26 protein-coding genes are annotated in these 25,242 nt (G+C 67.1%); 12 read left to right on the top strand and 14 right to left on the bottom strand.

Annotated features, from left to right (window positions below; all coding sequences use genetic code 11):
- Positions 1 to 9: 9 nt before the first annotated feature.
- On the top strand, positions 10 to 1,200 hold the full coding sequence (locus ABKS89_RS00335) for an acyl-CoA dehydrogenase family protein (protein WP_348588743.1): 1,191 nt from the start codon (positions 10 to 12) through the stop codon (positions 1,198 to 1,200).
- Between the two features lie 10 nt (positions 1,201 to 1,210).
- Positions 1,211 to 2,341, top strand: coding sequence for an acyl-CoA dehydrogenase family protein (locus ABKS89_RS00330; protein WP_348588744.1), 1,131 nt, complete (start codon positions 1,211 to 1,213; stop codon positions 2,339 to 2,341).
- 147 nt (positions 2,342 to 2,488) lie between these two features.
- On the opposite strand, the gene ABKS89_RS00325 is transcribed toward ABKS89_RS00330, so the two are convergent.
- A complete protein-coding gene (locus ABKS89_RS00325) occupies positions 2,489 to 3,274 on the bottom strand; it encodes an IclR family transcriptional regulator (RefSeq protein WP_081518930.1) in 786 nt (261 codons plus the stop codon).
- Positions 3,275 to 3,484: 210 nt separating this feature from the next.
- Here ABKS89_RS00325 and ABKS89_RS00320 point away from each other — a divergent pair, with 210 nt between their 5' ends.
- Positions 3,485 to 5,116 carry an AMP-binding protein gene (locus ABKS89_RS00320; RefSeq protein WP_348588745.1) on the top strand — a complete coding sequence of 544 codons (1,632 nt, stop codon included), beginning with the start codon at positions 3,485 to 3,487 and terminating at the stop codon, positions 5,114 to 5,116.
- Between the two features lie 47 nt (positions 5,117 to 5,163).
- Entirely contained in the window at positions 5,164 to 6,687 is a 1,524-nt protein-coding gene (locus tag ABKS89_RS00315; protein WP_081519184.1) for a 3-hydroxyacyl-CoA dehydrogenase, read from the top strand.
- A 129-nt stretch (positions 6,688 to 6,816) separates the two neighbouring features.
- Here the strand turns inward: ABKS89_RS00315 and ABKS89_RS00310 are convergent, their stop codons facing one another.
- Positions 6,817 to 7,908: an aminopeptidase gene (locus ABKS89_RS00310; protein ID WP_348588746.1), complete on the bottom strand. Its 1,092-nt coding sequence runs from the start codon at positions 7,906 to 7,908 to the stop codon at positions 6,817 to 6,819.
- Between the two features lie 64 nt (positions 7,909 to 7,972).
- Here ABKS89_RS00310 and ABKS89_RS00305 point away from each other — a divergent pair, with 64 nt between their 5' ends.
- From ABKS89_RS00305 to ABKS89_RS00295, 3 genes are all read left to right on the top strand, one after another.
- Positions 7,973 to 8,389, top strand: coding sequence for a PA0061/PA0062 family lipoprotein (locus tag ABKS89_RS00305; protein ID WP_045213607.1), 417 nt, complete (start codon positions 7,973 to 7,975; stop codon positions 8,387 to 8,389).
- Positions 8,390 to 8,432: 43 nt separating this feature from the next.
- A complete protein-coding gene (locus tag ABKS89_RS00300) occupies positions 8,433 to 8,873 on the top strand; it encodes a PA0061/PA0062 family lipoprotein (RefSeq protein ID WP_348588747.1) in 441 nt (146 codons plus the stop codon).
- 83 nt (positions 8,874 to 8,956) lie between these two features.
- Positions 8,957 to 9,319, top strand: coding sequence for a hypothetical protein (locus tag ABKS89_RS00295; RefSeq protein WP_138213406.1), 363 nt, complete (start codon positions 8,957 to 8,959; stop codon positions 9,317 to 9,319).
- A gap of 73 nt (positions 9,320 to 9,392) precedes the next feature.
- Here ABKS89_RS00295 and ABKS89_RS00290 read toward each other — a convergent pair whose 3' ends face one another.
- From ABKS89_RS00290 to ABKS89_RS00270, 5 genes are all read right to left on the bottom strand, one after another.
- Positions 9,393 to 9,629, bottom strand: a complete 237-nt coding sequence (locus ABKS89_RS00290; RefSeq protein ID WP_045213615.1) for a DUF1161 domain-containing protein — start codon at positions 9,627 to 9,629, stop codon at positions 9,393 to 9,395.
- Positions 9,630 to 9,720: 91 nt separating this feature from the next.
- A complete protein-coding gene (locus ABKS89_RS00285; protein ID WP_138213407.1) occupies positions 9,721 to 10,143 on the bottom strand; it encodes an OsmC family protein in 423 nt (140 codons plus the stop codon).
- A gap of 129 nt (positions 10,144 to 10,272) precedes the next feature.
- A complete protein-coding gene (locus ABKS89_RS00280) occupies positions 10,273 to 10,494 on the bottom strand; it encodes a DUF1161 domain-containing protein (RefSeq protein ID WP_081518936.1) in 222 nt (73 codons plus the stop codon).
- Positions 10,495 to 10,656: 162 nt separating this feature from the next.
- Entirely contained in the window at positions 10,657 to 10,872 is a 216-nt protein-coding gene (locus ABKS89_RS00275) for a dodecin (protein WP_017518905.1), read from the bottom strand.
- Between the two features lie 101 nt (positions 10,873 to 10,973).
- The gene (locus ABKS89_RS00270) at positions 10,974 to 11,870 is read right to left on the bottom strand and encodes a LysR family transcriptional regulator (protein WP_348588748.1); all 897 of its coding nucleotides are present in this window, start codon (positions 11,868 to 11,870) and stop codon (positions 10,974 to 10,976) included.
- Between the two features lie 259 nt (positions 11,871 to 12,129).
- Here ABKS89_RS00270 and trpB point away from each other — a divergent pair, with 259 nt between their 5' ends.
- On the top strand, positions 12,130 to 13,338 hold the full coding sequence (gene trpB / locus ABKS89_RS00265) for a tryptophan synthase subunit beta (RefSeq protein WP_081518938.1): 1,209 nt from the start codon (positions 12,130 to 12,132) through the stop codon (positions 13,336 to 13,338).
- The gene (trpA, locus tag ABKS89_RS00260) at positions 13,335 to 14,141 is read left to right on the top strand and encodes a tryptophan synthase subunit alpha (protein ID WP_138213410.1); all 807 of its coding nucleotides are present in this window, start codon (positions 13,335 to 13,337) and stop codon (positions 14,139 to 14,141) included. Before trpB ends, trpA begins: the two co-directional genes overlap by 4 nt.
- Before the next feature lie 143 nt (positions 14,142 to 14,284).
- Here the strand turns inward: trpA and ABKS89_RS00255 are convergent, their stop codons facing one another.
- Complete coding sequence (locus ABKS89_RS00255) at positions 14,285 to 15,793, bottom strand: YdgA family protein (RefSeq protein ID WP_348588749.1); 1,509 nt, start codon at positions 15,791 to 15,793, stop codon at positions 14,285 to 14,287.
- Positions 15,794 to 15,983: 190 nt separating this feature from the next.
- Between ABKS89_RS00255 and gloA2 the strand changes: the two genes are divergently transcribed.
- The gene (gloA2, locus tag ABKS89_RS00250; protein WP_348588750.1) at positions 15,984 to 16,370 is read left to right on the top strand and encodes an SMU1112c/YaeR family gloxylase I-like metalloprotein; all 387 of its coding nucleotides are present in this window, start codon (positions 15,984 to 15,986) and stop codon (positions 16,368 to 16,370) included.
- A gap of 77 nt (positions 16,371 to 16,447) precedes the next feature.
- On the opposite strand, the gene ABKS89_RS00245 is transcribed toward gloA2, so the two are convergent.
- On the bottom strand, positions 16,448 to 17,389 hold the full coding sequence (locus ABKS89_RS00245) for an AraC family transcriptional regulator (protein WP_138213413.1): 942 nt from the start codon (positions 17,387 to 17,389) through the stop codon (positions 16,448 to 16,450).
- A 311-nt stretch (positions 17,390 to 17,700) separates the two neighbouring features.
- Between ABKS89_RS00245 and ABKS89_RS00240 the strand changes: the two genes are divergently transcribed.
- Positions 17,701 to 18,018: an antibiotic biosynthesis monooxygenase family protein gene (locus ABKS89_RS00240; protein ID WP_138213414.1), complete on the top strand. Its 318-nt coding sequence runs from the start codon at positions 17,701 to 17,703 to the stop codon at positions 18,016 to 18,018.
- A gap of 29 nt (positions 18,019 to 18,047) precedes the next feature.
- Here ABKS89_RS00240 and ABKS89_RS00235 read toward each other — a convergent pair whose 3' ends face one another.
- The 5 genes from ABKS89_RS00235 to ABKS89_RS00215 form a co-directional block, all read right to left on the bottom strand.
- A complete protein-coding gene (locus ABKS89_RS00235) occupies positions 18,048 to 20,432 on the bottom strand; it encodes a TonB-dependent receptor (protein ID WP_348588751.1) in 2,385 nt (794 codons plus the stop codon).
- Between the two features lie 359 nt (positions 20,433 to 20,791).
- Positions 20,792 to 21,730 (bottom strand): FecR family protein, encoded by a 939-nt coding sequence (locus tag ABKS89_RS00230; protein WP_348588752.1) that lies wholly within the window; start codon positions 21,728 to 21,730, stop codon positions 20,792 to 20,794.
- Positions 21,727 to 22,248 (bottom strand): sigma-70 family RNA polymerase sigma factor, encoded by a 522-nt coding sequence (locus ABKS89_RS00225; RefSeq protein WP_348588753.1) that lies wholly within the window; start codon positions 22,246 to 22,248, stop codon positions 21,727 to 21,729. Before ABKS89_RS00225 ends, ABKS89_RS00230 begins: the two co-directional genes overlap by 4 nt.
- Positions 22,249 to 22,351: 103 nt before the next feature.
- Positions 22,352 to 22,684: a DOPA 4,5-dioxygenase family protein gene (locus ABKS89_RS00220; RefSeq protein WP_138213418.1), complete on the bottom strand. Its 333-nt coding sequence runs from the start codon at positions 22,682 to 22,684 to the stop codon at positions 22,352 to 22,354.
- A complete protein-coding gene (locus ABKS89_RS00215) occupies positions 22,681 to 23,577 on the bottom strand; it encodes a choline sulfate utilization transcriptional regulator (RefSeq protein ID WP_138213419.1) in 897 nt (298 codons plus the stop codon). Before ABKS89_RS00215 ends, ABKS89_RS00220 begins: the two co-directional genes overlap by 4 nt.
- A 129-nt stretch (positions 23,578 to 23,706) precedes the next feature.
- Between ABKS89_RS00215 and betC the strand changes: the two genes are divergently transcribed.
- Positions 23,707 to 25,224 carry a choline-sulfatase gene (betC, locus tag ABKS89_RS00210; RefSeq protein WP_348588754.1) on the top strand — a complete coding sequence of 506 codons (1,518 nt, stop codon included), beginning with the start codon at positions 23,707 to 23,709 and terminating at the stop codon, positions 25,222 to 25,224.
- Positions 25,225 to 25,242: the final 18 nt, after the last annotated feature.

Genomic DNA, 25,242 nt, shown 5'->3' with positions numbered 1-25,242 from the left:
GGACCCGCCATGGACATCCACTTCACCCCTGACGAACTGGCGTTCCGCGATGAAGTCCGCCACTTCCTGGAAACCAAGCTGCCCAAGGACATCGCCAGCAAGGTGCGCCTGGGCAAACACCTGAACAAGGGCGACCACCAGCGCTGGCAGCGCGTGCTCGCCGAGCAGGGCTGGTACGCCACGCACTGGCCGGAGGCGTTCGGCGGCACCGGCTGGAACGCCGTGCAGAAGCACATCTTCGAAGAGGAATGCGCTGCCTTCGGCGCGCCGCGGACCATCCCCTTCGGCGTCAACATGGTCGCCCCGGTGATCATCAAGTTCGGCACGCCCGAGCAGCAGGCGCACTACCTGCCGCGCATCCTCGACGGCACCGACTGGTGGTGCCAGGGCTACTCCGAGCCGGGCGCCGGCTCCGACCTTGCCAGCCTGAAGACCCGCGCGGTGCGCGACGGCGACGAATATGTAGTGAACGGCCAGAAGACCTGGACCACCCTCGGCCAGCACGCCGACTGGATCTTCTGCCTGGTGCGCACCGACCCCGAGGCGCAGCAGCAGCGTGGCATCAGCTTCCTGCTGATCGACATGCAAACCCCCGGCATCACCGTGCGCCCGATCATCACCCTGGACGGCGAGCACGAGGTCAACGAGGTGTTCTTCGACAACGTGCGCGTACCGGTGGAAAACCTGGTGGGCCGCGAGAACGAAGGCTGGACCTGCGCCAAGTACCTGCTGACCTACGAGCGCACCGGGCTGGCCGGCATCGGCGCGTCGAAGGCGGTGCTCGCCCACCTGAAGCAGGTCGCCAGCCGCGAGCTGTGCGACGGCAAGCCGATGCTCGAAGACCCGCTGTTCCGCGCCCAGGTGGCGGAGGTGGAGATGCAGCTGATGGCCATCGAGATGAGCACGCTGCGCATCCTCGCCGCCGCCCGCGAAGGCGGCGTGCCGGGCGCGGAAAGCTCGATCCTGAAAGTGAAGGGCACCGAGATCCGCCAGGCGATCAGCCACCTGCTGCGCAAGGTGCTCGGCCCCTATGCGCTGCCCTTCATCGAGGACGAATTCGAGCTGGGCAGCCAGGCGCTGCATGCGGACTACTCGGCCGCGCCGGCCAGCCAGTACTTCAACCTGCGCAAGCTGTCGATCTTCGGCGGCTCCAACGAAATCCAGAAGAACATCGTCTCCAAGATGATTCTCGAGCTGTGAGGCCAGGACCATGGACTTCAAACTGAGCGAAGAGCAGCAGATGCTGCAGGACACCGCGGCCCGCCTGGTCCGCGACGCATACCCGTTCGACAAGCGCGAAGGCTTCAGCAAAAGCGCGCTGGGTTACAGCGCCGACTTCTGGCGCCAGCTCGGCGAACTGGGGCTGACTTCGGTGTCGCTGCCGGAAAGCCATGGCGGTTTCGGCGGCGGCGTGGAAAGCATGCTGGTGCTCACCGAGCTGGGCCGTGGCCTGTGCCTGGAGCCGTACCTGCAATCGGTGGTGCATGGCGGCGGGCTGATCGCCCAGCTGGGCAGCGACGCGCAGCAGGACCACTGGCTGCCGCGCATCGCCAGCGGCGAAGCACAGCTGGCGGTCGCGCTGGAAGAGCTGCAGAGCCACTACCAGTTGCACGACGTGCAGACCCGCGCGGAACCGGCCGGCAACGGCTGGAAGCTGAGCGGGCGCAAGGCGGTGGTGATCGGCGGGCAGAGCGCCACGGCGATCCTGGTCTCGGCGCGGGTGTCCGGCAATGCGCGGGACGAGGCAGGCATCGGCCTGTTCCTCGTCGATCCGCAGCAGGCCGGCGTGAGCCGCCGCGAGTACCCGACGGTGGACGGCCAGCGCGCCTGCGAACTGTTCCTCGACGACGCCAGCGGCGAAGCCCTCGGCACGCCCGGTGAGGCATTGCCGGCGCTGCGTTATCAACAGGGCCGCGCCATCGCCGCCCAGTGCGCCGAAGCCCTCGGCAGCCTGCAGGAAGCCTGCGCGCTGACTCTGGACTATCTGAAGACGCGCAAGCAGTTCGGCATGCCGATCGGCAAGTTCCAGGTGCTGCAGCACCGCATGGTGGACATGCGCAGCGAGCTGGAACAGGCCACCAGCATGGCGATCCTCGCCGCCTGCGTCGCCGACCAGCCCGACAGCGCCGAGCGCAGCCGTACCCTGGCGGCGGCCAAGTTCATCGTCACCCGCGCGGCACGCTTCGTGGCCGAGCAGGCGATCCAGCTGCACGGCGGCATCGGCATGACCTGGGAGTACGTCCTGGCGCACCACGCCAAGCGCCTGGTGATGCTCAGCCACCAACTGGGGGACGACGATCATCACCTGAAGGTGTATGCGCGGTTGATGGAAGTCGCCTGACCGGCTGGCTTCAACTGTAGGAGCGCGCCCAGCGCGCGATCGCGGGCATGGCCCGCTCCTACAGGGGGACTCCGTTCTTCGCCGGGAATGCCGAACCGTCGCGGACGAAGTCCGCGACGATTTTTCTTTTTTTGCAGAAGGGTAGGATCAGGCCCCGAGGCTCTCGATATCCCGCGCCAGAATCTCCAGCTCATGCGCCAGCGATCCGCGCAGCGTCTCTTCGCTGAGCTGGAACGACGGCGCCCCGCAGGTCAGCGCCATCAGCCCGCCGTCGGCCAGGCGCAGCGGTACGCCGGCGGCGCGCACGTTGCGATCCCAGTCGCCGAGGGACAGGCAGAAACCATGCTGGCGGAACTCCTCGAAGGACGCCTCCAGCGAAGCACGCATCACCGACCAATCGCCTTCGTGGCGCTCCTGCAGGGCCGACAGCAGGTGCTCGCGCTCCTGCTCCGGGGTCGCGGCGAGGTACGCGCGGCCGGCGGCTGTGGTCGCCAATGGCAGGCGCACGCCGGCGTCCATGCGCAGGGAAGTGGCTTCCGGCGGACGGCAGTTTTCCACGTAGATCATCGACAGCCAGTCACGGCAGGTCAGGCCGACCGTGGTGTTGGTGCGACGGGCGAAGGCATCCATGTACGGCTTCGCCAACTGGCGTACACGCAGGTTGGAGACGTATGCGTAACCCAGCGCCAGCACACCGGAATCCAGCTGGTACTTCTCGTGCTGCTGCGAGTAGCAGAGGTAGCCAAGTTGGGTGAGGGTGTAGGTCATGCGCGACACCGTCGCCTTGGGCAGGCCGGTGATCCGCGAGATTTCCTGGTTGCCGAGCACCACCGAGCCGTGGGTGAAGGCGCGCAGCACGTCCAGTCCGCGGGCGAGCGCCTCGACGTACTTGCGGTCCTTGGGGTTGCTGCTGTCTTCGACTTCGTCGCTCATGGGGCCTCGGCGGGGGATTGCAGTTGCGGCGCCACGCGCGGCGCGGGCGAACGATAGCAGATCGCCCAGTCGCCACGCAGCGGTCCGCGTGTGCTCGTTGCGCCGGGCTAGCCTATCGCATACCATCGATTTCGACACGATGTTTCGCTGTGCAGAACAACAATTCGAATCCAGAGCCAGTACAGGCTCGAAAAAGAAACGGAGAAGTCGATGTCTGCTCAACCCTCCGGTCACGTGGCCCGCGAGCTCGCCCGTCACGCCTACCAGAACCTCCACGACCTGCTGCGCGATGCCTGTCGCGAATTCCCCCAGCGCCTGGCGTTCTCCTGCGGTGACAGCCACCTGAGCTTCGCCGAGCTGGAGCGCCAGGCCGATGCCTTCGCCCGCTACCTGCGCCACCACGCCGGCATGCAACCCGGCGACCGTCTGGCCTTGATGCTGCCCAATTCCCTGCAATACCCCATTGCCACCTTCGGCGCGCTGAAGGCCGGCGTGGTGTTGGTGAACACCAACCCGCAGTACACCGCCAGCGAACTGCGCCATCAGCTGGCCGACTCCGGCGCCAGCGCCGTGCTGCTGCTCGACCGCCTGCTGCCGCTGCTGCGCGGGGTGCAAGGGCACAGCGATGTTCGACAGGTTTTGCTGACCTCGATCGACGACATCGAGCGTCCGCAGTTCGACAGCGACGAGGCCGACTGCACGCGCTTCCAGCAGGCCTTGCGCCTGGGAGCCGAGGCACCGCCGGTGGATGCCGAGCCGGGCCTGGATCGCCTAGCGCTGCTGCAGTACACCGGCGGCACCACGGGTGTCTCCAAGGGCGCGATGCTCAGCCACCGCTGCCTGATCGCCAACGTCATCCAGACCCTGGAGCTGTTCCTGCGCCCCGGCCTGCTGGAGCCGGCCACCGACGTGCGCATCGCGCCGCTGCCGCTCTACCACATCATGGCCTTCGCCACGAACTGCCTGTCCTCGGTGGGCATGGGCCTGCACACGGTGTTCATCCGCGACGGCCGCAACCTCGACGAAATCATCGGCGCCATGCACCGCTATCCCTTCACCCTGATGAGCGGGATCAACACCCTGTTCGTCGGCCTGATGAACCACGCGGATTTCCCCAGCATCGATTTCAGCCACCTGAAATGGGTGACCTCCGGCGGCGCGCCGCTGAACCGCGAAGTGGGCCGGCGCTGGGAAGCGCTGACCGGTGCGCCGGTGCGCGAAGGTTTCGGCCTCACCGAGGCGTCGCCGGTGGTCTCCACCGGCACGCTGCTGAGCCCGTACCGCGAGGGCTACGTCGGCCAGGCGCTGGTGGATACCGAGCTGCGCACCGTGGACGAGGAGGGCAACGACACCGGCCCCGACCAGCCCGGCGAACTCTGGCTACGCGGCCCGCAGGTGATGCAGGGCTACTGGCAGCGCCCGGAGGAAAGCGCCCACGTGCTCACCACCGACGGCTGGCTGAAGACCGGCGACATCGCCGAACTGGACGCCGACGGCATGCTGAAGATCGTCGACCGCAAGAAGGACATGATCCTGGTCTCGGGCTTCAATGTGTTCCCCAACGAGGTGGAAGACGCGGTGATGCGCCACCCCGGCGTACGCGAGTGCGTGGCCATCGGCGTGCCGGACGAGCGCAAGGGCGAATCGGTGAAGCTGTTCGTCAGCCTCAAGGACGAGACGCTGGCGCCGGCGCAGATCATCGCCCACTGCCGCGAGCACCTCACCGGCTACAAGGTGCCGAGCTTCGTCGAGGTGCTCGACGAGCTGCCCAAGACCAGCGTCGGCAAGCTCCTGCGCCGACAGCTTCGCGACCTGGAACTGGCCAAAAGGACCACCGCGTGAGCACAACGTCTATGGTTGAAGCAGGTGCGCACGACGAGACCCGCAGCATGACCGAGTCCTTCCACCGTATTGGCGTGATCGGCGCCGGGGCCATGGGCCGCGGCATCGCCCAGCTGTTCGCCAGCGCAGGCAGGACAGTACGCCTGTACGACAGCAACCCGCAGACCGTGGAACAGGCCCTGGCCTTCAACCGCGAGCTGCTGGAGCGCGCGGTGGCCAAGGGCAAGCTCGCCGCGGACGGCCTCGACGCGACGATGCAGCGTTTGCTGCCGACCCACAGCCTGGATGAACTGGCCGACTGCGACCTGCTGATCGAGGCCATCATCGAGGATCTCGGCGCCAAGCAGGCGCTGCTCGCCGAGCTGGAAAAACGCGTGGCGCCGGATGCCGTGCTGGCGAGCAACACCTCGTCGCTCTCGGTCACCCGCATCGCCGCGCGCTGCCAGCACCCGGAGCGGGTCGCCGGCTTCCACTTCTTCAATCCGGTGACGCTGATGCGCATCGTCGAGGTGGTGCGCGGCCAGCGCACCAGCGAGTCGGTGGTGCGCCGCCTGAGCCGGCTGGCGGAGCAGGCCGGGCATTACCCGGCAGTGTCGCCGGACAGCCCCGGTTTCATCGTCAACCACGCCGGCCGCGCCTTCAGCACCGAAGCGCTGCGCATCCTCGGCGAAGGCATCGCCAGCCCGGCGCAGATCGACCGCATCCTGCGCGACGGCGTGGGCTTCCGCATGGGGCCCTTCGAGCTGCTCGACCTGACCGGCCTGGACGTCTCCCACGCGGTGATGGAGTCGCTCTACCAGCAGTTCTACCAGGACCCGCGCTACACCCCGTCGCCGCTGGCCGCGCAGCGCGTCGCGGGCGGCTTGCTGGGGCGCAAGAGCGGCGAGGGCTTCTACCGCTACCGCGACGGCCAGGCCGTGCGCGAGCCCGAGGAACAGCATGAAACCGTGCTGCTCAATCGCCCGTACTGGCTCGACAGCCAGGACCCGGAGCTGCGCCACCGCGTGGCGGCGATCCTCACCCTGGGCGGCGTGGTGCTGGAGACCGGCGAAGCACCGTCGTCCCGCGCCATCTGCCTGGTCACCCCGCTGGGCGTGGACGCCAGCACGCGCATCGACGCCCTCGGCCTGCCGCCGGAACGCAGCCTGGCGCTGGAGACCTTCACCGAGCTGGACCGCCGCCGCGTGCTGATGCGCCAGCCGGCCCTCGACCCCAAGCTCGAAGCCCAGGCGCGCCAGGCGCTGGGCAGCGACGGCGTGCCGGTGGAAGTGATCAACGATTCGCCCGGCTTCATCAGCCAGCGGGTGGTCGCCGGCATCGTCAACCTCGGCGGCGAGATCGCCCAGCGCGGCATCGCCACCCCGGTGACGCTGGACCGCGCGGTACAACTGGCGCTGGGTTACCCCCTGGGTCCGCTGGCCTTCGGCGAACACTACGGCGCGGCGCGCATCCTCACCATTCTTCAGGGCCTGCAGGTCTGCTACGGCGAGGCGCGCTACCGGCCCAGCCCGTGGCTGCGCCGCCGCGTGCAGCTGGATTTGCCGCTGCATAGCCCGGATCGGGCAGAGTGACATGCAGGGAGGCGCCGGCGCTGGGCGACTCGCGAGCGATCACCAAGCGTCCCCCTCGCTCCTATGGGCCAGCGCGATGCAGCTTTTCGTAGGAGCGAGCTTGCTCGCAAACCCACCCCGGCGAAGGGCTCACCGGAAGCTGACGAACTCCCCAGCCTTCAACTTCTCCAGCGCCGCCTTGCGCTCTGCCGGCGGCAACGCCCCGAGCTTTTCCACCCGCGCATAGAACGCCGGCCAGTTGCCGCCGACCTGGGCGAACAGCGCCGCGAAGGCCGGCACCCACTGGTCGTAGAGGCCGAAGGGCAACAGCTTGGCGTTGTTCAGCGGAGCGTTGACCCAGGCGTCGAAGGGCGCCTTGCCGCCCCAGTCTTCATCGCGCATCCGCGCGTAGTCGCGGCGCAGTCGCTCGAACTCGGCCTGCTTGCCGGCGCGCTTCTCGGCGTCGCTGCGTGGGCTGGCGTAAAGCGCCTGCAGGCGCTCGCGGGTATCGAGCACCAGCTGGGTGAAGCGCTTGCGTTGCTCGGCCAGCAGCGGCGATTCGTCCGGCAGATGGCGCGCAGCGCGCCAGCGGTGGCCACCCTCGGCCTCGACGAAGGAGGCGTAGGACTCGTTGAAGGCTGTGTCGCCGGGCAGGTAGAACTTCTGGTGCGCCAGCTCGTGGAAGATCGTCTCGGCCAGGCGCTGGTCGCCCCAGCGCAGCATGCTGCTGAGAATCGGGTCGTCGAACCAGCCGAGGGTCGAATAGGCCTCCACGCCGCCGACATAGACGTCCAGCCCCTGCTCCTTGAGGCGCTTCGCCTCGGCCTGCGCACCCTGGTCGCCGTAGTAGCCGCGATAGGCCACGCAGCCGGCGATGGGGAAACAGTGGGTCAGCGGCTGCAGCGACAGCTCCGGCGTGGCGAATACGTTCCAGACCACGTTGGGTCGGTGGATGTCGGCGTAGAGGCGGTAGCTCTGGTTGTCCGGCAGGCCCAGTTCGGCGCTGGCGAAGGCGCGGGCTTCCTGGGACAGCTCCAGGCGCTGGCGCAGTGCGGGATCGCGGGTCGGGTCGGCGACCACGTCGGCCACCGGTTCGCGGGCGGTGAGCAGACGCAACTGGCCGTCCGCCAGCTGGCCGTAATACCCCACGGTGGAACAACCGCTCAGCGCCCAGATGGCCAGGCAGGGAACCCAGCGGCACAGGCGGCTGTCGAGTGTCGGGATAAGAAGGCGGAAGGGCATGCGCGGAACATAGCACAGGGCCTGGTCCGCTCGCTGCCGCCCCCTCGACCCAGGAGCCACCCCGATGCGCGCCCTCCTCATACCTGCCGGCCTGCTCGCCCTGAGCGGCTGTTCGATGCTGATGCCCCAGCCCGACCCGAACCGCGCCTGGGTCGATCTGGACACCAATAGCCAGAGCGACCTGGCGGCCATGGAAGTGGACAACAAGGAATGGTCCAGCACCCGCTACTTCGAGGTCGACCCGGGCTCCCACGAGCTGCGCGTGCGCTTCCAGTTCCAGGTCGAACCGGTGGACATCGGCCCGGTGGACGAGGCGCTGTGGCGCGACTGCGAGATCACCGTGCAGTACAAGGACTTCAGCGCCGGCCAGCGCTACCGCCTGGAGACCGGCAGCATCGGCTTCCGCCCCTGGGCCAAGCTCTACGACGCCCAGGGCGGCGAGATCGCCCGCGGCCGTGAACGGGGCTGCGCCAAGGCCTGAGCGGGGTATGCTGTGGGATGAGCCCAACCCACGGTGAACCTCCATGCGCCCGCGTTACCTGCCCGGCTTCCTTCCCCTGAGCTTCGCCCTGCTCGCCGGCTGCGCCAGCCCGCTGCCGGCCCACGATCCGCAGATGGCCTGGATCGATCTCTACACCACGCCGGGCAAGACGCTGATGGCCGAACGCCTGGACGGTCAGTCGGTGAACGACGGCCGCTTCTACCAGGTGACGCCGGGGCGCCACGAGCTGGTGGTGCGCTTCCAGTACGAGGTCTCCAGTGGCGGCGGCATGGGCCAGATGACCGATCCTTCGGAGCTGACCTGCCGGGTCAAGGTGACCTACGACGACTTCGCCGCCGGCCAGCGCTACCGGCTGGAGCTGCGCCCGCAATTGCGCAGCGCCCTGGCACTGCTGACGGACGCCAACGGCAAGCTGGTGGCGAAGGCGGATTTCCAGGGCGCGGTGCGCTGCGGGCCGTTCTGAGTCGATCCTGTAGTCGAGCAGTACCTTCCGCGCAGCATCCTGTCGTACAGTCGCGCTCCCAGTGAGCGGAGCCTCGCGCCCCCATGCATACGCTGCTCGATTTCAAGGAAGAAGCACTGGCCGAGTACCTGAACTCGGCCCTGCGCCGGCACGGGCTGGACTCTTACGTCTTCAATGTCGGCGTCGCCCGTGACGGCAGCCCGCTGTTCTCCATCGCCTGCCCCAATGTGAGCGAGATGACGCAGGCGAGATACCTGATCTATAGCAGCACGTACTTCATCCGCGACATCCACCCCGAGGCCGCTGAAGAGCTACGGAAGATCCGCTGGGAGGCGCGTCGCAAGGGCCGCCAGATGCTGCTCAGGCTGCTGACGTCCAGACCGGCCCTGGTGTTCTCGGCGTTGGCCTTGAGCGCAGCCGCAGCGGGCTACCTGCTGGACCTCTGACTCGGGCTTTCCCTGCAGGGGCGAGCCATGCAAGCCATGGCGCGCTCCGGCAATCGAGCAACCGCGCGCAGACTCAGCCGTCGTTCTTCTGGTAGATGATCCGCCGCTGTCCGTTGTCGCAGGTGCCGACCACCATGTTCGGGTCCTTTACCTCGGCCTTGTCCACGATCTCCAGGGTGTAGGAGGTAACCCCGGCGGCCTGGATCTTGGTCTCGATCTCGGCCTTGAGCTCCTCGCAGGGCTTCACCGCCGCCCAGCTCGCGCCGCTCGCCAGCAGTACCGCCACGCCTGTCGCCACGGCCCACTTCATCGTCGTCATCACAGTCCCTCGTCAAAGCCCCACGGCGGGGCACCCTATCCTAACGGTGGACCGCAACCGCCGGACAGAGTGCCCCGCAGGCTCATTCGAGGCTGGCGTCGAGGGTGATGCGCGCGTTGAGCACCCGCGAGACCGGGCAGCCGGCCTTGGCCTTGTCGGCGATGGCCTGGAAGGTCTGCGCGTCGGTGCCCGGCACCTTCGCCTTCAGTGTCAGGTGCACGGCGGTGATGGTGAAGCCGTCGGTGAGCTTCTCCAGGCTGACCTCAGCCTTCGTATCGATACTCTCGGCCGTCAGGCCGGCCTCGCCGAGCATCATCGACAGCGCCATGGAAAAGCAGCCTGCATGCGCCGCGCCAATCAGTTCTTCCGGGTTGGTGCCCGGCGCGTCCTCGAAGCGGGTGTTGAAGCCATAAGGCTGGGACTTGAGCGCACCGCTCTCGGTGGAGATCGTGCCCTTGCCGTCCTTCAGGCCGCCCTGCCAGTGGGCCGATGCCGATTTCTTCATGTCGCGTCCTCCGCGTGGGTTGCAGTCAGGACTTTCGAGGCCTGTCCGCGCCAGCGGGTTCAGCTTTTTGCGGACCATGAAAAAGGCCGGACCCCTCGCGGAGCCCGGCCTCGATTCACATCCAGGCATTTACTTGGAGTAGACGATTTCCTTGGTGCCGCCTTCGCAGGTGCCGACGACTTGCTTGCCGCCCGCGCTGCCCTTGTCGACGACCTCCAGGCTGTACGAAGCAACGCCCTTGGCCTTGAGCTTCGCATCGATTTCCGACTTCAGCTCTTCGCACGGCTTGCCGGCGGCAAAGACGTTGCCAGCCAGGGCGAAGACCCCCACAGCGATCAGGAACTTCTTCATCGGTAACGCTCCCTCGTCGTTCACAGAAAAGGCCCGAACGGGCCGGAAAACCGGGCTACCCCGGTACGCACGACCACGCGCCTCGCCAAAATGGCAGCGGCACGTGACAAAAGAGCCGCGTGAAAAATGGCTCTCGACAAGCAGGATCGAGCCGCAGGCGATCTAGCTGTTGGCGATGCGGAAGCCGACCTTGATGGTCACCTGGTAGTGCCCCACCGCGCCGTTCTCGATGTGCCCGCGGGTATCCACCACCTCGAACCACTCCAGGAAGTCGATGCTTTTGGCCGCTTCGGCCAGGGCGTTGTTGATCGCATCCTCGATGCTGGTGCGCGAGGAGCCGACCAGCTCGATCTTCTTGTAGGTGTGGTGATTGGACATTGCCTCTCTCCTGGGTCTGGCGGCGCACAGGCAGAATGCCAGCGCGCCCAATGGACAGTAGTAGAGGGGTGGACCGACGGCAAACGGGGGCGGTTCAGACTTTACGCGCGGCCGTTCAGCTCCACTTGCAGCCAGCGCGCCAGGCGCTCGGCACGCGGGTCTGCACGGCGTTCGGGGACCCACAGTGCCAGCCGCGCAGTGGTTTCGACGAAGCCCCAGGGCGCGGCGAGGCGGCCGGCGGCGAGGTCGTCGGCCACCAGTTGCTGCGGCGCGATGGCCACGCCAAGGCCAGCCACGGCGGCTTCCAGCAGGTAGTAGAGGTGCTCGAAGCCCTGGCCGAGCTTCAGCCGCGCCGGGTCGAGGCCATGGCGCGCGGCCCATTCCGGCCAGGCCTGCGGGCGCGAGACGGTGTGCAGCAGCGGCTCGCCCAACAGTGCCCCGGCGGGAGCCTCGCGCAGTTGCTCGAAGCGCGGGGAGCGCGGGCTGAGCACCGGGCCGATGCTTTCCACCGCCAGCTCCAGCACGCGCATGTCCGCGGGCCACGGCGGCGTGGCGAAGCACAGGGTGGCGTCGAGGCCGCCACGGCGCGGATCGAGGTCGCCATCACTGGCGGAAAGTTGCAGGCGCAGGTCCGGAAGGTCGCGGTTCAGGCGGTCCAGGCGCGGGATGAACCAACGCGCCAACAGGCTACCGGGGCAACCGAGGACGAAGGGCGCATCGCCGCCGGCCTGGCGGCGCAGTTCGGCGCAGACGCTGCGCAGGCGCTCGAAGGAATCGCTGGCCACCTCGCTCAGACGAACGCCAGCATCGGTGAGTTTTACGCCGCGTCCTTCCTTGACGAACAAGGTCACTCCCAGCTCGTCTTCGAGCAGACGAATCTGCCGGCTGATCGCCCCGTGGGTGACGCTCAGCTCGTCAGCCGCTGCGCTGATGCCGCGCAGTCGGGCGGCGGCTTCGAAGGCGCGCAGGGCGTTGAGCGGCGGAAGGTCTCGGCTCATGGTGTTCTATCCGTGAGTTTTTCTGACGGGTTGTGGCGATCTTATCGCTTTTCCCCGTCATCACACAGCCGTATCCTGAGCAGCACTTGTAAGAGCATCAGCCAACTCGCTGCGCGATCGACCCGGTAGGGCGCATAACCTGAGACAGGTTATCCGCCAGGCCATCCGCGGCGGATAACGCTGGCGCGTTATGCGCCCTACGAAAATTCACGCGGCAGTGCCCAGTGCCTTACCGCCAAGAGACCCAAGGAGCCTTCCCATGTCCACACTGCGCACCGGTCCAGACGCCAAGGGCCTGTTCGGCCACTTCGGCGGCCAGTACGTCGCCGAGACCCTGATGCCGCTGATCCACGACCTGGCCCGCGAGTACGAGAAGGCCAAGGAAGATCCGGAGTTCCAGAAGGAGCTCGCCTACTTCCAGAGCGACTATGTTGGCCGTCCGAGCCCGCTGTACTTCGCCGAGCGCCTGACCGAGCACTGCGGCGGCGCGAAGATCTACCTGAAGCGCGAAGAGCTGAACCACACCGGCGCGCACAAGATCAACAACTGCATCGGCCAGATCCTGCTGGCCAAGCGCATGGGCAAGAAACGCATCATCGCCGAGACCGGCGCCGGCATGCACGGCGTGGCGACCGCCACCGTGGCCGCGCGCTTCGGCATGGAGTGCGTGATCTTCATGGGCACCACCGACATCGATCGCCAGCAGGCCAACGTGTTCCGCATGAAGCTGCTGGGCGCCGAGGTGATCCCGGTCACCGCCGGCACCGGCACCCTGAAGGACGCGATGAACGAAGCGCTGCGCGACTGGGTGACCAATGTGCACAACACCTTCTACCTGATCGGCACCGTGGCCGGCCCGCACCCGTACCCGGCGATGGTCCGCGACTTCCAGGCCGTGATCGGCAAGGAAACCCGCGAGCAACTGGCCGCGAAGGAAGGGCGCCTGCCCGATTCGCTGGTCGCCTGCATCGGCGGCGGCTCCAACGCCATGGGCCTGTTCCACCCGTTCCTCGATGACGCCAGCGTGCAGATCATCGGCGTCGAAGCCGCCGGCCACGGCATCGAGACCGGCAAGCACGCGGCCAGCCTGAACGGCGGCGTGCCGGGCGTGCTGCACGGCAACCGCACCTTCCTGCTGCAGGACGAGGACGGCCAGATCATCGACGCGCACTCCATCTCCGCCGGCCTGGACTACCCCGGCATCGGCCCGGAACACGCTTGGCTGCATGACATCGGCCGCGTCGAGTACACCTCGATCACCGACCACGAGGCGCTGGAAGCCTTCCACCAGTGCTGCCGCCTGGAAGGCATCATCCCCGCGCTGGAGTCCTCCCACGCGCTGGCCGAGGTCTTCAAGCGCGCGCCGAACCTGCCCAAGGACCACATCATGGTGGTGAACCTGTCCGGTCGTGGCGACAAGGACATGCAGACCGTCATGCACCACATGCAACAGGAGCCGCAAGCATGAGCCGCCTGCAGACCCGCTTCGCCGAACTCAAAGAGCAGAACCGCGCCGCCCTGGTGACCTTCATCACCGCTGGAGATCCGGGCTACTCGACCTCGCTGGACATCCTCAAGGGCCTGCCCGAGGCCGGCGCCGACGTGATCGAGCTGGGCATGCCGTTCACCGACCCGATGGCCGACGGCCCGGCGATCCAGCTGGCCAACATCCGCGCCCTGGGCAACGGCCAGAACCTGGTCAAGACGCTGAAGATGGTCCGCGAATTCCGCCAGGACAACAGCACCACACCGCTGGTGCTGATGGGCTACTTCAACCCGATCCACTACTACGGTGTGGACAAGTTCATCGCCGACGCGAAAGAGGCCGGCGTCGACGGCCTGATCGTCGTGGACCTGCCGCCGGAGCACAACGAAGACCTCTGCGACCCAGCCCAGGCCGCCGGCCTGGACTTCATCCGCCTGACCACGCCGACCACCGACGACCAGCGCCTGCCGACCGTGCTGAACGGCAGCTCGGGCTTCGTCTACTACGTTTCGGTGGCCGGGGTGACCGGCGCTGGCGCGGCGACCCTGGACCATGTCGAAGACGCCGTGGCGCGCCTGCGTCGCCACACCGACCTGCCGGTCTCCATCGGTTTCGGCATCCGCACTCCGGAGCACGCGGCGAGCATCGCGCGCCTGGCCGACGGCGTGGTGGTGGGTTCGGCGCTGATCGACAAGATCGCCGAAGCCACCAGCTCCGCCGACGCGGTGCAGAGCGTGCTCGGCCTGTGCCGTCAACTGGCCGAAGGCGTGCGTAGCGCCCGCTGAGTGGTCCCCGTGTAGGAGCGTGCCACGCGCGCGATCGCGGGCATGGCCCGCTCCTACAGGGAGCTCCGAAGTGCGGCGGGTCGCATGATCTGCACCCAGAAAAAAGCCCGGCGAATGCCGGGCTTTTTCGTTTCAGGCGAGGCTTATTCCACGCTTTCTTCCTGCGGCTCTTCTTCGGCACCAGCAGCCGGGCCGCCCAGGCCCAAGCCTTGTGCGGAGCCCATGGCGAAGGCCATGAATTCCGGCACGCTCATGTCCTTGCCGTTGAACTTCACCTGGTCGTTGGCGTAGGCCAGCGAGCTGGACAGCGCATTGCCGTCGAGCACCGCCCACTGCGAGTTCAGGGCCATGCCGCTGAACAGGTCGGTCATGGCATCGGACTGCTGCTTGAGCGCTACCGGGTCGACGCTGCCGGCCGCCTCGCCACCCAGCGAACCCTGCAGCGCGACGATGTCGCCGATCACTGCCTTGTCGACCTTCAGGTCGGCCTTGAGCGCGGCCAGGATGCTGCGGGCCATCTCGTCAGGCGTCGCAGCGGCGGCATTGGGCTTGCGCAGGTCGACCGACAGGGAGGCCTTGGCCACGCCATGGCTGGTCTGCAGCGACAGCTCGTCCAGCGACAACACCGGCGAGCCTTCCAGCAGGGCCAGGCCGAGGCGCTTGAGTTCCTCTTCCTGGGCCGGGGTCAGCTCGGTGCTTTCCAGGCTGTCCAGCGCCATCTTGTTGTAGGACTCCTTGAAGGTCTTGAGCACGCCTTCATCAAGGTTGCGCAGGCTCAGGTCGAGCTTCACGCCGCCGATTTCCTGACCCTGCACCACAACCTTGCCGATGCGGTAGGAGATGCTCTGGTCCAGGCCCTTGCCGCCCTGCTTGAGGACTTCCTCGACCACGGCTTCGCGCAGTTCGACTTCCGGCGCACCCGGCGACTTGATGTTCAGGCTCTTGATGGTGGCGGAGCTGGGGCCCAGGGCGAAGCCGTTGGCGTTTTCCTTCTTGTCACCCTGCATGCCCAGGTCGCGCAGCTGCACGCCCGCCGGCTGGCCGGTGTTCTCGTCGGTGAAGTCCAGGTCGACCTCAGCGAGGTTGCCCACAGCGCTCACGTCCTTCTTGTCGGCGGAAACGCTGAAAGTCACCTTGGCCGGGGACAGGCGCAGCTTGTCGCTGTCCTTGGCGAATTGCAGGGCGGCGGTTTCGACGCTGCCTTCCTGCTTCTGGTCGTAGTGAATGGTCAGCTCGCCGGACAGCGGCGCCTTGCCGCCGGCAGCGGTGAACAGCGGGGCGGTCAGCTCGTTCTGCTCGAGGGCGAAATGGCTCTGCGCCATGACTGGCGCCAGCTTGCCGGCCGCCAGGCGCGAGGCGGGGAAGGGGCCGTGCTCCAGGTGATCGGTGAAGACCAGGATCTGCGGCTCTTCGCCTTCCTTGCCGGTGAAGGACAGGTTGTAGCGCGCAGTGCTGGAGAGCAGGCCGCGCTGGATGTCCACCAGCGTCAGGTGAGCGCCCAGGCCGGGGGCTTCCTGCTGGAACAGTTCGTTGGCTTCGGTGATGCCGCGGTTCACTTCCTGCTCGACGCGGCTGCCGGTGTACCAGGCACCGGCAACGGCGGCGCCGACGATGGCAACGGGAATGGCGATGGCCAGGGCGGTCTTTTTCATGCTGAGTCCTTTCAGGTGCGGCCGTACGGGGGACATCCTGTCGACCGTTTATGGGAGTGGGCGGCGGGATGCTAGCAGGCGCACTGCCATCACTCCAGCGCCGTTGGCGACCGACTTCACAGCGCCAGCATTGACCGTCGGGGCACGGCTGTCAGGATAGAGCGCTCCGACCCACCGGGAAGAACCGCCCATGGCCCTGCTGCACAGCCTCCATCATGTCGCCCTGATCTGCTCGGACTACCCGCGCTCCAGGCACTTCTACACCCAGGTGCTGGGCCTGAAGGTGGTCGCCGAGACCTACCGCACCGCCCGCGACTCGTGGAAGCTCGACCTGGAACTGGGCGATGCGCGGCTGGAGCTGTTCTCCTTCCCCGGCGCGCCGACACGGCCTTCCTATCCCGAGGCGCAGGGGCTGCGCCACCTGGCGTTCGCCGTGGATGACCTGGAGAGCGCCGTGGCCCATCTGCAGAGCCATGGCGTGGCCTGCGAGCCGATCCGCGACGACGAACTGACCGGCAAGCGCTTCACCTTCTTCGCCGATCCGGATGACCTGCCGCTGGAGCTTTACGAGCGCTGAGCGCCCAGCTGACGTTTTCGTAGGAGCGAGCTTGCTCGCGAACCGCACGGAAGAGGAGTCCGCCAACCGACACCGACTCAGGCCGGCACCGCCTCGCTGCCCAACGCCCCGCGCAGGCTCGCCAGGTCGCGCAGCGGCGGTGCGCCGAACAGGCGGCTGTATTCGCGGCTGAACTGCGACGGGCTCTCGTAGCCGACACGATGCCCGGCCACTGCCACTTCCAGTCCTTCGGACAGCATCAACCGCCGCGCTTCCTGCAGGCGCAGCTGCTTCTGGTACTGCAGCGGGCTCAGCGCGGTCACTTCCTTGAAGCGGTGGTGCAGGGTGGACACGCTGAGGTTCACCTCGCGGGCCAGGTCCTCGATGCGCAGCGACTTGTCGTAGTTGCGGTTGAGCCACTCGATGGCACGGGTGACGCGGTGGGTCTGGCTGTCGGTCATCGCCAGATCGTGCAGCAGGTGGCCCTGCGGGCCGCGCAGCAGGCGGTAGAGGATTTCGCGGACGAACAGCGGTGCCAGCATCTCGATGTCGCGCGGGGTATCCAGCAGGCGCATCAGGCGCAGCAAGGCGTCAAGCACGGTGCAATCCAGGCGCTGCAGGTAGATGCCGCGGCTGGCCGGGCGCGGCGCAGTGCCGGCCAGGCCGGCCTCGGCGATCAGCCGGGTCAGCTCGCCGGGGTCGATGTCCAGGCGGATGGACAGGTAGGGCCTCTCCGGCGAGGCCTCGATGACCTGGCCGGAAACCGGCAGCGTCACCGACACCACCAGCAGGTTGAGCTCGTCGTAGCGATAGACCTCGCTGCCCAGGCGCACTTCCTTGCAGCCCTGGGCGATCACGCACAGGGCCGGTCGGTAGAGCGTCGGCATGCGGCCTTCGTTGGGACAGTCGCCGCGGGCGACGAGCAGCGAGTCGATGGCGGTTTCGAAGAGACCTTCACCCTGGCAGTGGCGCTGGATGATGTCGGCCAGCTCCTGGCGGCCGGCGGCGATGGGATCGAAAGCGGGAACGGACTGGGACATGCACAGGACCTCCAGTGGCGGCGCACGAAGCTTACGCCCACGACGCATGCGCGCGTGTGACAGTAAGGCAGCCGCTGGAGGATCAGGCAAGCAATCGGCAGGAATGGACAAGCCATCCCGGCATCGGGTCGCGCACCGTGGCGGTGCAAGGGCCAGAAATACCCGGTTTCAAAGCATGGCGAAGGTCCCGCAGGATCAGGCAAGAAGGCGACAGCATCCGGATAACGCCCGGCCCTGGCCGCGCCGTAAGCTTCCTGTCAGTCGTCCGAGGAGCCACCTCGGGCTTCTTCCTGGATCGCGGAGGACAGGACATGCACTGGCAAACACCCATCGAACACGAATTGCAGATCCACCCCCGGCTAGGCCACGAGGCGGAGCTGGGTGCCCTGATCGACAACCTGGTCGACGGCGCACGCCGCGCGCCGGGATGCCTGCGCTGCCAGCTGGTGGCCCGTGAGAACGGCCAGCCGTGGCTGCTGCAGGGCAGTTGGAAGGACGAGGAGGCGCTGCTGGACTACTTCGCCACGCCCTCGTTGCAACTGCTCGGCGAAGTGCTTTTATGCCACTGCCGAAGCCTCAGCGGCGGCATAGTGGAAACCCTCGATCAGGCCACCGGAAAGGTGGCCTGAGTCTTTTCAGGTAGAGAGCTTTCAGGCCCTCAGTATTCCAGGCTCCAGCCCAGGGTGAAGGTACGACCGCGCCCCTGGTAGTCGTAGAGGTAGGCCGGCCCGTAGGTCGGCGAATAGAACAGCGCGGCGCGCTGGCCCCAGACGGTGCTGTACTGCTTGTCCAGCAGGTTCTGGATACCGGCGCTGAAGGTGCCGAAGCCGGTCTTGTGCTCGCCCATCAGGTCGAAGGTGGTGTAGCCGTCGATCTCATGGTCCGCGTCGTCCTTCAGGTTGAACGCATGCTGGGCCTGCAGACGGGCGCTGCGCTCGCCATCGCCCCAGCTAACGAACGCGGTGGACTTGGATAGCGACGCATAGCGCGCATCGCGCTTGATCCAGTCACCATCGGCGTCCTCTTCTTCCGAGCGCACCAGGTGCAGCGTGGTGCCGCCCTGCCAGCCATTGTCGAAGTAGCGGGTGACCGCGCCCTCGAAGCCGAAATCGCGGCTCTTCTGGTCTTCCACGTCGATGGTCAGGGTCGCCGCGTCGGTGGTGATGATCTTGTCGGACCAGATGTAGTAGACCGCCGCCTGCGCCTGCCACTGCAGGTCGCTGTAGCGCCAGCCGGTCTCGACCTGGCGGCTCTTGATGCCGGCCAACGGGTTGTCGTCTACCGACAGGCCGGCCTTGCCGTAGTACTTGGCCGGGTCGGGCAGGTCGAAGCCTTCGCTGTAGTTGGTCCAGACCTGGTGGCCGTTCTTGAAGTCGTAGATCGCGCCGAGGTTGAACAGGTTGACCTGGTAGTCGTTGCTGCCGCCGGGCACGCCTTTGAAGTCGTCCACTTCGACGTCCATCTTCTGGTGGCGCGCGCCGCCGGAAATGGTCAGGTTGTCGGTGGCCTTCCAGTCCAGCTGGCCGTAGACCGACAGGCCGTCGACGATGTAGCTGGGGTAGCGTGGCGCACTGCTGGCGGTTTCCAGGTCCAGGCCGCCGCTCTCGGAGGACAGGCGCTGGTCGAAGACCTTCTGCTCGGCGTTGAAGCGCTCGTGGTCGAAGTCCACGCCGTAGGTGAACTTCAGCGAATCCCACTGCTTGCTGAACAGGCCCTTGAGGCCGCTGACCTCGAAATTCTGCTGCGAGCCGGCGAAGTACACGCCCTTGGAACCGGTGGGCTTGCCGGTGTTGTAGTAAGGGAAGGGATAGAAGTTGTCGTCTTCCTTGCGGTAGTACGCCTGCAGGTAGAAGTCCTGCTCCAGCAGGTTGCTGTGGTGGTAGTTGGCGTTGAGCAGTACGCGGCGCGAGCGCGGCTCCAGATCGGTATCCAGACCACTGCGAATCTCCGCGTCTTCCAGGTTCGACGGGCCCTGGTACTTCAGGTTGGGAAAGTAGATGCCGGTACTGCCGTCGTTGCCCGAGTCGTAATACTGCGCCAGCAGGTCGAGGCTCTGCTCGTCGGTGAACTGCGCGGTGAGGTTGCCCATCACATCGACGGTGCGGTTGTACTGCAGGTCGGTCTGGGTGTTGTCGATGAAGATCTGGTTGCCGGCGCCGTCGTAGAAGGCTTCGTTCTTCTCCGCCGAGACGCCCAGGCGACCGACCACGCTGTCGTTGCCGCCGCTGATGGACTGGGCGGCGCGGGTCGACAGGTCGTCGCTGTTGTTGAAGCCGCTGGTGGCGCCCAGCTGCGTCTCGAAGCGCGCATCACCGGCCGCACCCTTCTTGGTGATGATGTTGATGATGCCGCCGGTGGCGCCGCCGCCGTAGATGGCGCTGGCACCGGAGAGCACCTCGATGCGCTCGACGTTGAACGGCGAGATGCTGTCGAACTGGCGCGACAGGCCACGCGAGCTGTTCTGGCTGACGCCGTCGATCATCACCAGCACGTTGCGCCCGCGCATGTTCTGGCCGTAGTTGGTACGGCCTTCCGGCGCCAGGTCGAGGCCGGGGACCAGCTTGCCCACGGCTTCCTTGAGGCTGACGCCAGTGTCCAGCTGTTCGCGCAGCTGGGTCTGGTCGACCACCCAGACGGTGCCAGGGATCGAGCTGATCTCGGTGGGCGTACGCGCCGCCACGCTGATCTGCATCGGCGCCAGGCTCAGGGCGGCGGAGTCGTCCTTCTCGCGCTTGAGCAGCACGGTGCGCTCGTCGGTGAAGCGCCAGCTCACACCGCTGCCGGAGAGCAACTGGTTCAGCGCTTCCTCGGTGCTGTAGGTGCCGTCCAGCCCTTCACTCTGCAGGCCCTGGATGTCCTCGGAGTTGAACAGCAGGTGCAGCCCGGCTTGGTCGGCGAACTGGGTCAGCGCGCTGTCCAGGCTGCGCGGGGCGATGTGCAGTTCGACGGCGGCGGAACCGGCCGCATGGGCCAGGGGAGCGACGGTGCCGAGCAGGGAAGCCAGCAACAGCGCGCGGTGCAGCGGGGAAGGACGGTAATGCATGCGGGTGAAATCCGTTCTTGTGTGGGCAGGGTCGCGTATTGAGAATTTTTCGCGTTCCTGCCTACGACGAAACGGCTAGGCAAACCTTGCAGTGCTAAATGCAAAAAATTTTCATTTTCTTGTGTGAGCGGACGGTCATCGCTCTCGTAGGGCGAATGAAGCGGCACGCTTCATCCGCCGTCACGGCGTGCGCGGCGGATAACGCCGGGGCGTTATTCGCCCTACGGCCCCGCCCAGCATCCCCTGTAGGAGGGAGGGGGACGCCTAGTAATTGCTCGCGAACCGCTCACCACGGGCGACCCCTTGTAGGAGCGCGCCATGCCCGCGATCGCGCGCATGGCGCGCTCCTACAGAGTGCTTCAGGCTTTCGGCGCGGGGCGGATCAGTACCAGCCAGGGCAGGTGGGTCACAGTCACCGGCTGCAACCGCTCCAGGGTCTTGAGCAGGGCGCCGGGGTCCTGCAGGTCGAACACGCCGCTGACCTTGTGCTGGCGCAGGGCGCTGTCGGTCAGCACGATGCGGCCGGGCACGTAGCGTTCCAGTTCATCGAGCACCTCGCCCAGCGGGCGCTGGTTGAAGATCAGCTTGCCGCGCTGCCAGGCGCTGGCGCTGGACAGGTCCAGCGGCTGCACCGGCTCGGGTACGGTGCTGTCGCGGTAGCTCAGGCGCTCGCCGGCGGACAGCCGCACCGGCGCGCTGCCGGCACTGTTCACCTGGACCACACCTTCGGTCACGTCCACGCGCACCTGCGGCCCACGGCTGTCGACATCGAAGCGCGTCCCCACGGCACGCACTTCGCCGCCCCTGGCTTCGACGATGAAGGGCCGTGCCGGGTCCTTGGCCACCTCGAACAACGCCTCGCCGCCATGCAGCCGCAGGCGCCGCTGCTGCGGGCTGAAGTCCACGGACAACGCGCTGTCGCTGTTCAGCCAGACGCGGCTGCCGTCGGCCAGCTCCAGCATCCGCCGCTCGCCGGTGCGGGTGGCATAGTCGGAATACAGCCCGGCCAGCGGCTCGGGCAGGGCGATGGTCACCGCGATGGCGGCCACGCACGCAGCGGCGGCCAGCGCCAGCAGGCGACGAGGGCGCCGCGCACGCTGGCGATAGCGCTGGGCGCTGCGGGTTTCCGGCAAGGCGCCCCACAGGGCTTCGGCCTCGCGAGCCGCGAGTTCGTGCTCCGCGCTCTGTCCGCGCCAGCGCAGGAAGTCCATGCGCTCGGCGGCCCCGGCGCTGCCCGACTGCAGCTGCACCAGGCGCTCGATGGCCTGATCCGAGAGGGATAGCTCCACGCGGCTCATGGCGTGCCCTCCTGGCGCTGCGCCCAGTCGCGGCAGTGGCGCATGGCCTGGACGATGTACTTGCCCACCATGCTCTCGGACACGCCCAGGCGCTGGGCGATCTGCGCGTGGGTGAGGCCGTCGAGGCGGTTCATCAGCAGCGCCTCGCGGGCGTTCGTCGGCAACTGGTCGAGGGCAGCGTCCAGATGTTCCAGCGCCTCATGGGCGAGCAGGCGGTGCTCCAGCCCGGACGCGGGATCGCTCAGGTCGTTGGCGGCGGTTTCGTCGACGTGCAGCTCGGCCAGCCGGCCCTCGCGGCGCAGGTTGTCGATGGCGATGTTGCCGGCCACGCGGAACAGGTAGGCGCGCGGGTCCTGCACCTCGGATTCGGCGGGGTGGTCCGCCAGGCGCAGCCAGGTGTCCTGGGCAACGTCGGCGGCGCGCTGGTTGTCCCCCAGCCTGCGGGCGAGGAAGCGCATCAGGTCCGCGTAGTGCGCCTGGAAGCTCTGCAGCAGGGAGGAAGAGGCGAAGCGCCGCATGATGGCCGAAATACCCTGGAAAATCGGCCAACGTCTGTCAGGCCGATACGAAGGGTGGGCAGCATACACCGAATCGAGAATTATTATCGAATGCAAAAAAGTGTCAGCTCGTGAACTGCGAGAGATCCAGCGGCCGCACCTCGCCCAGCCACATGGCGTAGTCGCGGTGATCGCGCAGGTCGTTGCCGGTATTGGGGTGGACCAGGATCACCAGGCCGTCGCGGTTCAGCGCCAGCCACGGCACCAGGGTGGCGAAGGTGGCATTGTCGAAGGCCAGCTGGCAGCTCCAGTCCGGGTGCGGGCCGACCGGCCGCTCGTGGACGCGGCCCATCTTCGCGCCGAAGCGGCGCGCCGCCTCCTCGCACAGCGCGCGGGCGCGCTCGATGCTGCCGGCGTCGAAATAGACGTGGGCGTGGAAGTCCTGAATCTCGCTCATCGGTCCTGCTCCAGTTCCGCCTGCAGCCAGTCGACGAAACGCTGCACCAGGCGCATCCGCCGTTTGCGCTCGGGCAGCACGGCGTAATAGCCGAAGCGCGACTGCTGCGATCCGGCGATGGGCCGGCACAGTAACCCCTGTTCCAGCAGTTCGTCGACCAGATGCCGCCAGCCGATGGCCACACCCTGCCCGGCGATGGCCGCCTGCACCAGCAGGGTGTAGTTGTCGAAACGCAGCCCGGCCGGCGCCGGCGCGCCGTCGATCCCCAGCGCGCGATAGACCCCGCCCCAGTCGAACCAGCGGCTGGAGGCTTCGGGCTTGAGGTGCAGCAGCGGCAATTCGGTGAGTGCCTGGGGCGACAGCGGCAGCTCGCGGCCTTCAAGCAGGCGCGGGCTGCACACCGGGAAGACTTCCTCGCTGAACAGGCGCAGCGCCTCGCCATGCTTGAAGCGCCCGTCGCCGAAGGCGATGGCCACATCGATGTCGCTACGCAGGGAAACAGGGCTGCGGTCACTGCTGATCAGGCCGACATCCAGCTCCGGATGCGCCTGGCGGAAGCGCGGCAGGCGCGGCATCAGCCAGTACGCGGCGAAGGCGAAGTCGGTAGCGACCTGCAGCACTTCGTGGGGATGTCGCGCGGTGACCGCGGCGATACCGGCGTCGATGCTCTCCAACCCGGCCTGAACGTGCTGCTGCAGCACCTGTCCACTCTCGGTGAGGGCAATGCCCCGGTGAATGCGGTCGAACAGGCGCACGGCGAGGAGTTTCTCCAGGCGCTTGATCTGCTGGCTGACCGCCGGCTGGGTGGTGCCCAGCTCGCCGGCGGCGGCGGTGAAGCTGAGCAGCCGCGCGGCGGATTCGAACACACGCAGCAGCTCCAGCGGCACGCTCATGGCTTGCTCTCGCATAAGCATGTGTTATCCGAAGCATGCTGCGCCATGCGCTTTACCCCTAATCCAGCAGCCAACAGACTCGTACCGCACAGCATCCCATAACAGCGCCAACAGGATAAGCCCAACGCCATGAAGCGCCAGCGCCCGAACATCCTCTTCATCATGGCCGACCAGATGGCCGCGCCGCTCCTGCCCTTCTACGACGCCCAGTCGCCCATCAAGCTGCCCAACCTCTCGCGCCTCGCCGGTGAAGGCGTGGTCTTCGACTCGGCCTACTGCAACAGCCCGCTCTGCGCGCCCTCGCGCTTCACCCTGGTGAGCGGCCAGTTGCCGACCAAGATCGGCGCCTGGGACAACGCCGCGGATTTTGCCGCCGACGTCCCCACCTATGCGCACTACCTGCGCCGCCTCGGTTACCGCACCGCGCTGTCGGGCAAGATGCACTTCTGCGGCCCGGACCAGCTGCACGGCTACGAGGAGCGCCTGACCAGCGACATCTACCCGGCCGACTATGGCTGGGCGGTGAACTGGGATGAGCCGGACGTGCGCCCGAGCTGGTATCACAACATGTCTTCGGTGCTGCAGGCCGGACCCTGCGTGCGCACCAACCAGCTCGACTTCGACGAGGAAGTGGTGTTCAAGGCGCGCCAGTACCTCTACGACCACGTGCGCGAACACCCCGAGCAGCCGTTCTGCCTCACCGTGTCCATGACCCACCCGCATGACCCCTACACCATCCCGCGCGAATACTGGGACCTGTACCGCGACGAGGACATCCCACTGCCCTCGGTGCAGATCGCCCAGGACGAGCAGGACCCGCACTCGCAGCGGCTGCTCAAGGTGATCGACCTGTGGGGCCAGGAAATGCCCGAAGAGAAGGTGCGCGCCGCGCGCCGCGCCTACTTCGGCGCGTGCAGCTATGTCGACGCGCAGATCGGCGCGCTGCTGCGCACCCTGGAGGATTGCGGTCTGTCCGATGACACCCTGATCGTGTTCTCCGGCGACCACGGCGACATGCTTGGCGAGCGCGGCCTCTGGTACAAGATGCACTGGTTCGAGATGGCCGCCCGCGTGCCGCTGCTGGTGCACGCGCCCAAGCGTTTCGCCGCGCATCGGGTCAGCCAGTCGGTGTCCACCGTCGACCTGCTGCCCACCCTCGTCGAACTGGCCGGCGGGCAGGTCGAGCCCGGCGTCGATCTCGATGGCCGCTCGCTGCTGCCGCATCTGCAAGGCGCCGGCGGGCACGACGAAGTGATCGGCGAATACACCGCCGAAGGCACCGTCAGCCCGCTGATGATGATCCGCCGCGGCGACTTCAAGTTCATCTACTCCGAACAGGACCCATGCCTGCTGTTCGACGTCGCCAACGATCCGCGCGAGCTGCAGAACCTCATGGATTCGCCGGCCCACGCCAACCTGGTACGCGACCTGCTGGGTGAAGCGCGCGCGCGCTGGGACGTGCCAGCCATCACCCGGCAGGTGCTGGCCAGCCAGCGCCGCCGCCGGCTGGTGGCCGACGCGCTGACTCACGGCACGCTGAAAAGCTGGGACCACCAGCCCCTGGTCGACGCCAGCCAGCAGTACATGCGCAACCACATCGACCTCGACGATCTGGAGCGCCGCGCCCGCTATCCGCAACCGAAATAACAACCACAACACGCCGAA

It is taken from the genome of Pseudomonas sp. LABIM340, assembly GCF_040017195.2.
Classification (GTDB): domain Bacteria; phylum Pseudomonadota; class Gammaproteobacteria; order Pseudomonadales; family Pseudomonadaceae; genus Pseudomonas.
This window is presented reverse-complemented; position numbering and strand designations above follow the sequence as displayed.

Coding starts and splice junctions, on each gene's coding strand:
- ABKS89_RS00335 (WP_348588743.1), top strand. CDS start 10: ATGGACATCCACTTCACCCCTGACGAACTGGCGTTCCGCGATGAAGTC.
- ABKS89_RS00330 (WP_348588744.1), top strand. CDS start 1,211: ATGGACTTCAAACTGAGCGAAGAGCAGCAGATGCTGCAGGACACCGCG.
- ABKS89_RS00325 (WP_081518930.1), bottom strand. CDS start 3,274: ATGAGCGACGAAGTCGAAGACAGCAGCAACCCCAAGGACCGCAAGTAC.
- ABKS89_RS00320 (WP_348588745.1), top strand. CDS start 3,485: ATGTCTGCTCAACCCTCCGGTCACGTGGCCCGCGAGCTCGCCCGTCAC.
- ABKS89_RS00315 (WP_081519184.1), top strand. CDS start 5,164: ATGACCGAGTCCTTCCACCGTATTGGCGTGATCGGCGCCGGGGCCATG.
- ABKS89_RS00310 (WP_348588746.1), bottom strand. CDS start 7,908: ATGCCCTTCCGCCTTCTTATCCCGACACTCGACAGCCGCCTGTGCCGC.
- ABKS89_RS00305 (WP_045213607.1), top strand. CDS start 7,973: ATGCGCGCCCTCCTCATACCTGCCGGCCTGCTCGCCCTGAGCGGCTGT.
- ABKS89_RS00300 (WP_348588747.1), top strand. CDS start 8,433: ATGCGCCCGCGTTACCTGCCCGGCTTCCTTCCCCTGAGCTTCGCCCTG.
- ABKS89_RS00295 (WP_138213406.1), top strand. CDS start 8,957: ATGCATACGCTGCTCGATTTCAAGGAAGAAGCACTGGCCGAGTACCTG.
- ABKS89_RS00290 (WP_045213615.1), bottom strand. CDS start 9,629: ATGAAGTGGGCCGTGGCGACAGGCGTGGCGGTACTGCTGGCGAGCGGC.
- ABKS89_RS00285 (WP_138213407.1), bottom strand. CDS start 10,143: ATGAAGAAATCGGCATCGGCCCACTGGCAGGGCGGCCTGAAGGACGGC.
- ABKS89_RS00280 (WP_081518936.1), bottom strand. CDS start 10,494: ATGAAGAAGTTCCTGATCGCTGTGGGGGTCTTCGCCCTGGCTGGCAAC.
- ABKS89_RS00275 (WP_017518905.1), bottom strand. CDS start 10,872: ATGTCCAATCACCACACCTACAAGAAGATCGAGCTGGTCGGCTCCTCG.
- ABKS89_RS00270 (WP_348588748.1), bottom strand. CDS start 11,870: ATGAGCCGAGACCTTCCGCCGCTCAACGCCCTGCGCGCCTTCGAAGCC.
- trpB (WP_081518938.1), top strand. CDS start 12,130: ATGTCCACACTGCGCACCGGTCCAGACGCCAAGGGCCTGTTCGGCCAC.
- trpA (WP_138213410.1), top strand. CDS start 13,335: ATGAGCCGCCTGCAGACCCGCTTCGCCGAACTCAAAGAGCAGAACCGC.
- ABKS89_RS00255 (WP_348588749.1), bottom strand. CDS start 15,793: ATGAAAAAGACCGCCCTGGCCATCGCCATTCCCGTTGCCATCGTCGGC.
- gloA2 (WP_348588750.1), top strand. CDS start 15,984: ATGGCCCTGCTGCACAGCCTCCATCATGTCGCCCTGATCTGCTCGGAC.
- ABKS89_RS00245 (WP_138213413.1), bottom strand. CDS start 17,389: ATGTCCCAGTCCGTTCCCGCTTTCGATCCCATCGCCGCCGGCCGCCAG.
- ABKS89_RS00240 (WP_138213414.1), top strand. CDS start 17,701: ATGCACTGGCAAACACCCATCGAACACGAATTGCAGATCCACCCCCGG.
- ABKS89_RS00235 (WP_348588751.1), bottom strand. CDS start 20,432: ATGCATTACCGTCCTTCCCCGCTGCACCGCGCGCTGTTGCTGGCTTCC.
- ABKS89_RS00230 (WP_348588752.1), bottom strand. CDS start 21,730: ATGAGCCGCGTGGAGCTATCCCTCTCGGATCAGGCCATCGAGCGCCTG.
- ABKS89_RS00225 (WP_348588753.1), bottom strand. CDS start 22,248: ATGCGGCGCTTCGCCTCTTCCTCCCTGCTGCAGAGCTTCCAGGCGCAC.
- ABKS89_RS00220 (WP_138213418.1), bottom strand. CDS start 22,684: ATGAGCGAGATTCAGGACTTCCACGCCCACGTCTATTTCGACGCCGGC.
- ABKS89_RS00215 (WP_138213419.1), bottom strand. CDS start 23,577: ATGAGCGTGCCGCTGGAGCTGCTGCGTGTGTTCGAATCCGCCGCGCGG.
- betC (WP_348588754.1), top strand. CDS start 23,707: ATGAAGCGCCAGCGCCCGAACATCCTCTTCATCATGGCCGACCAGATG.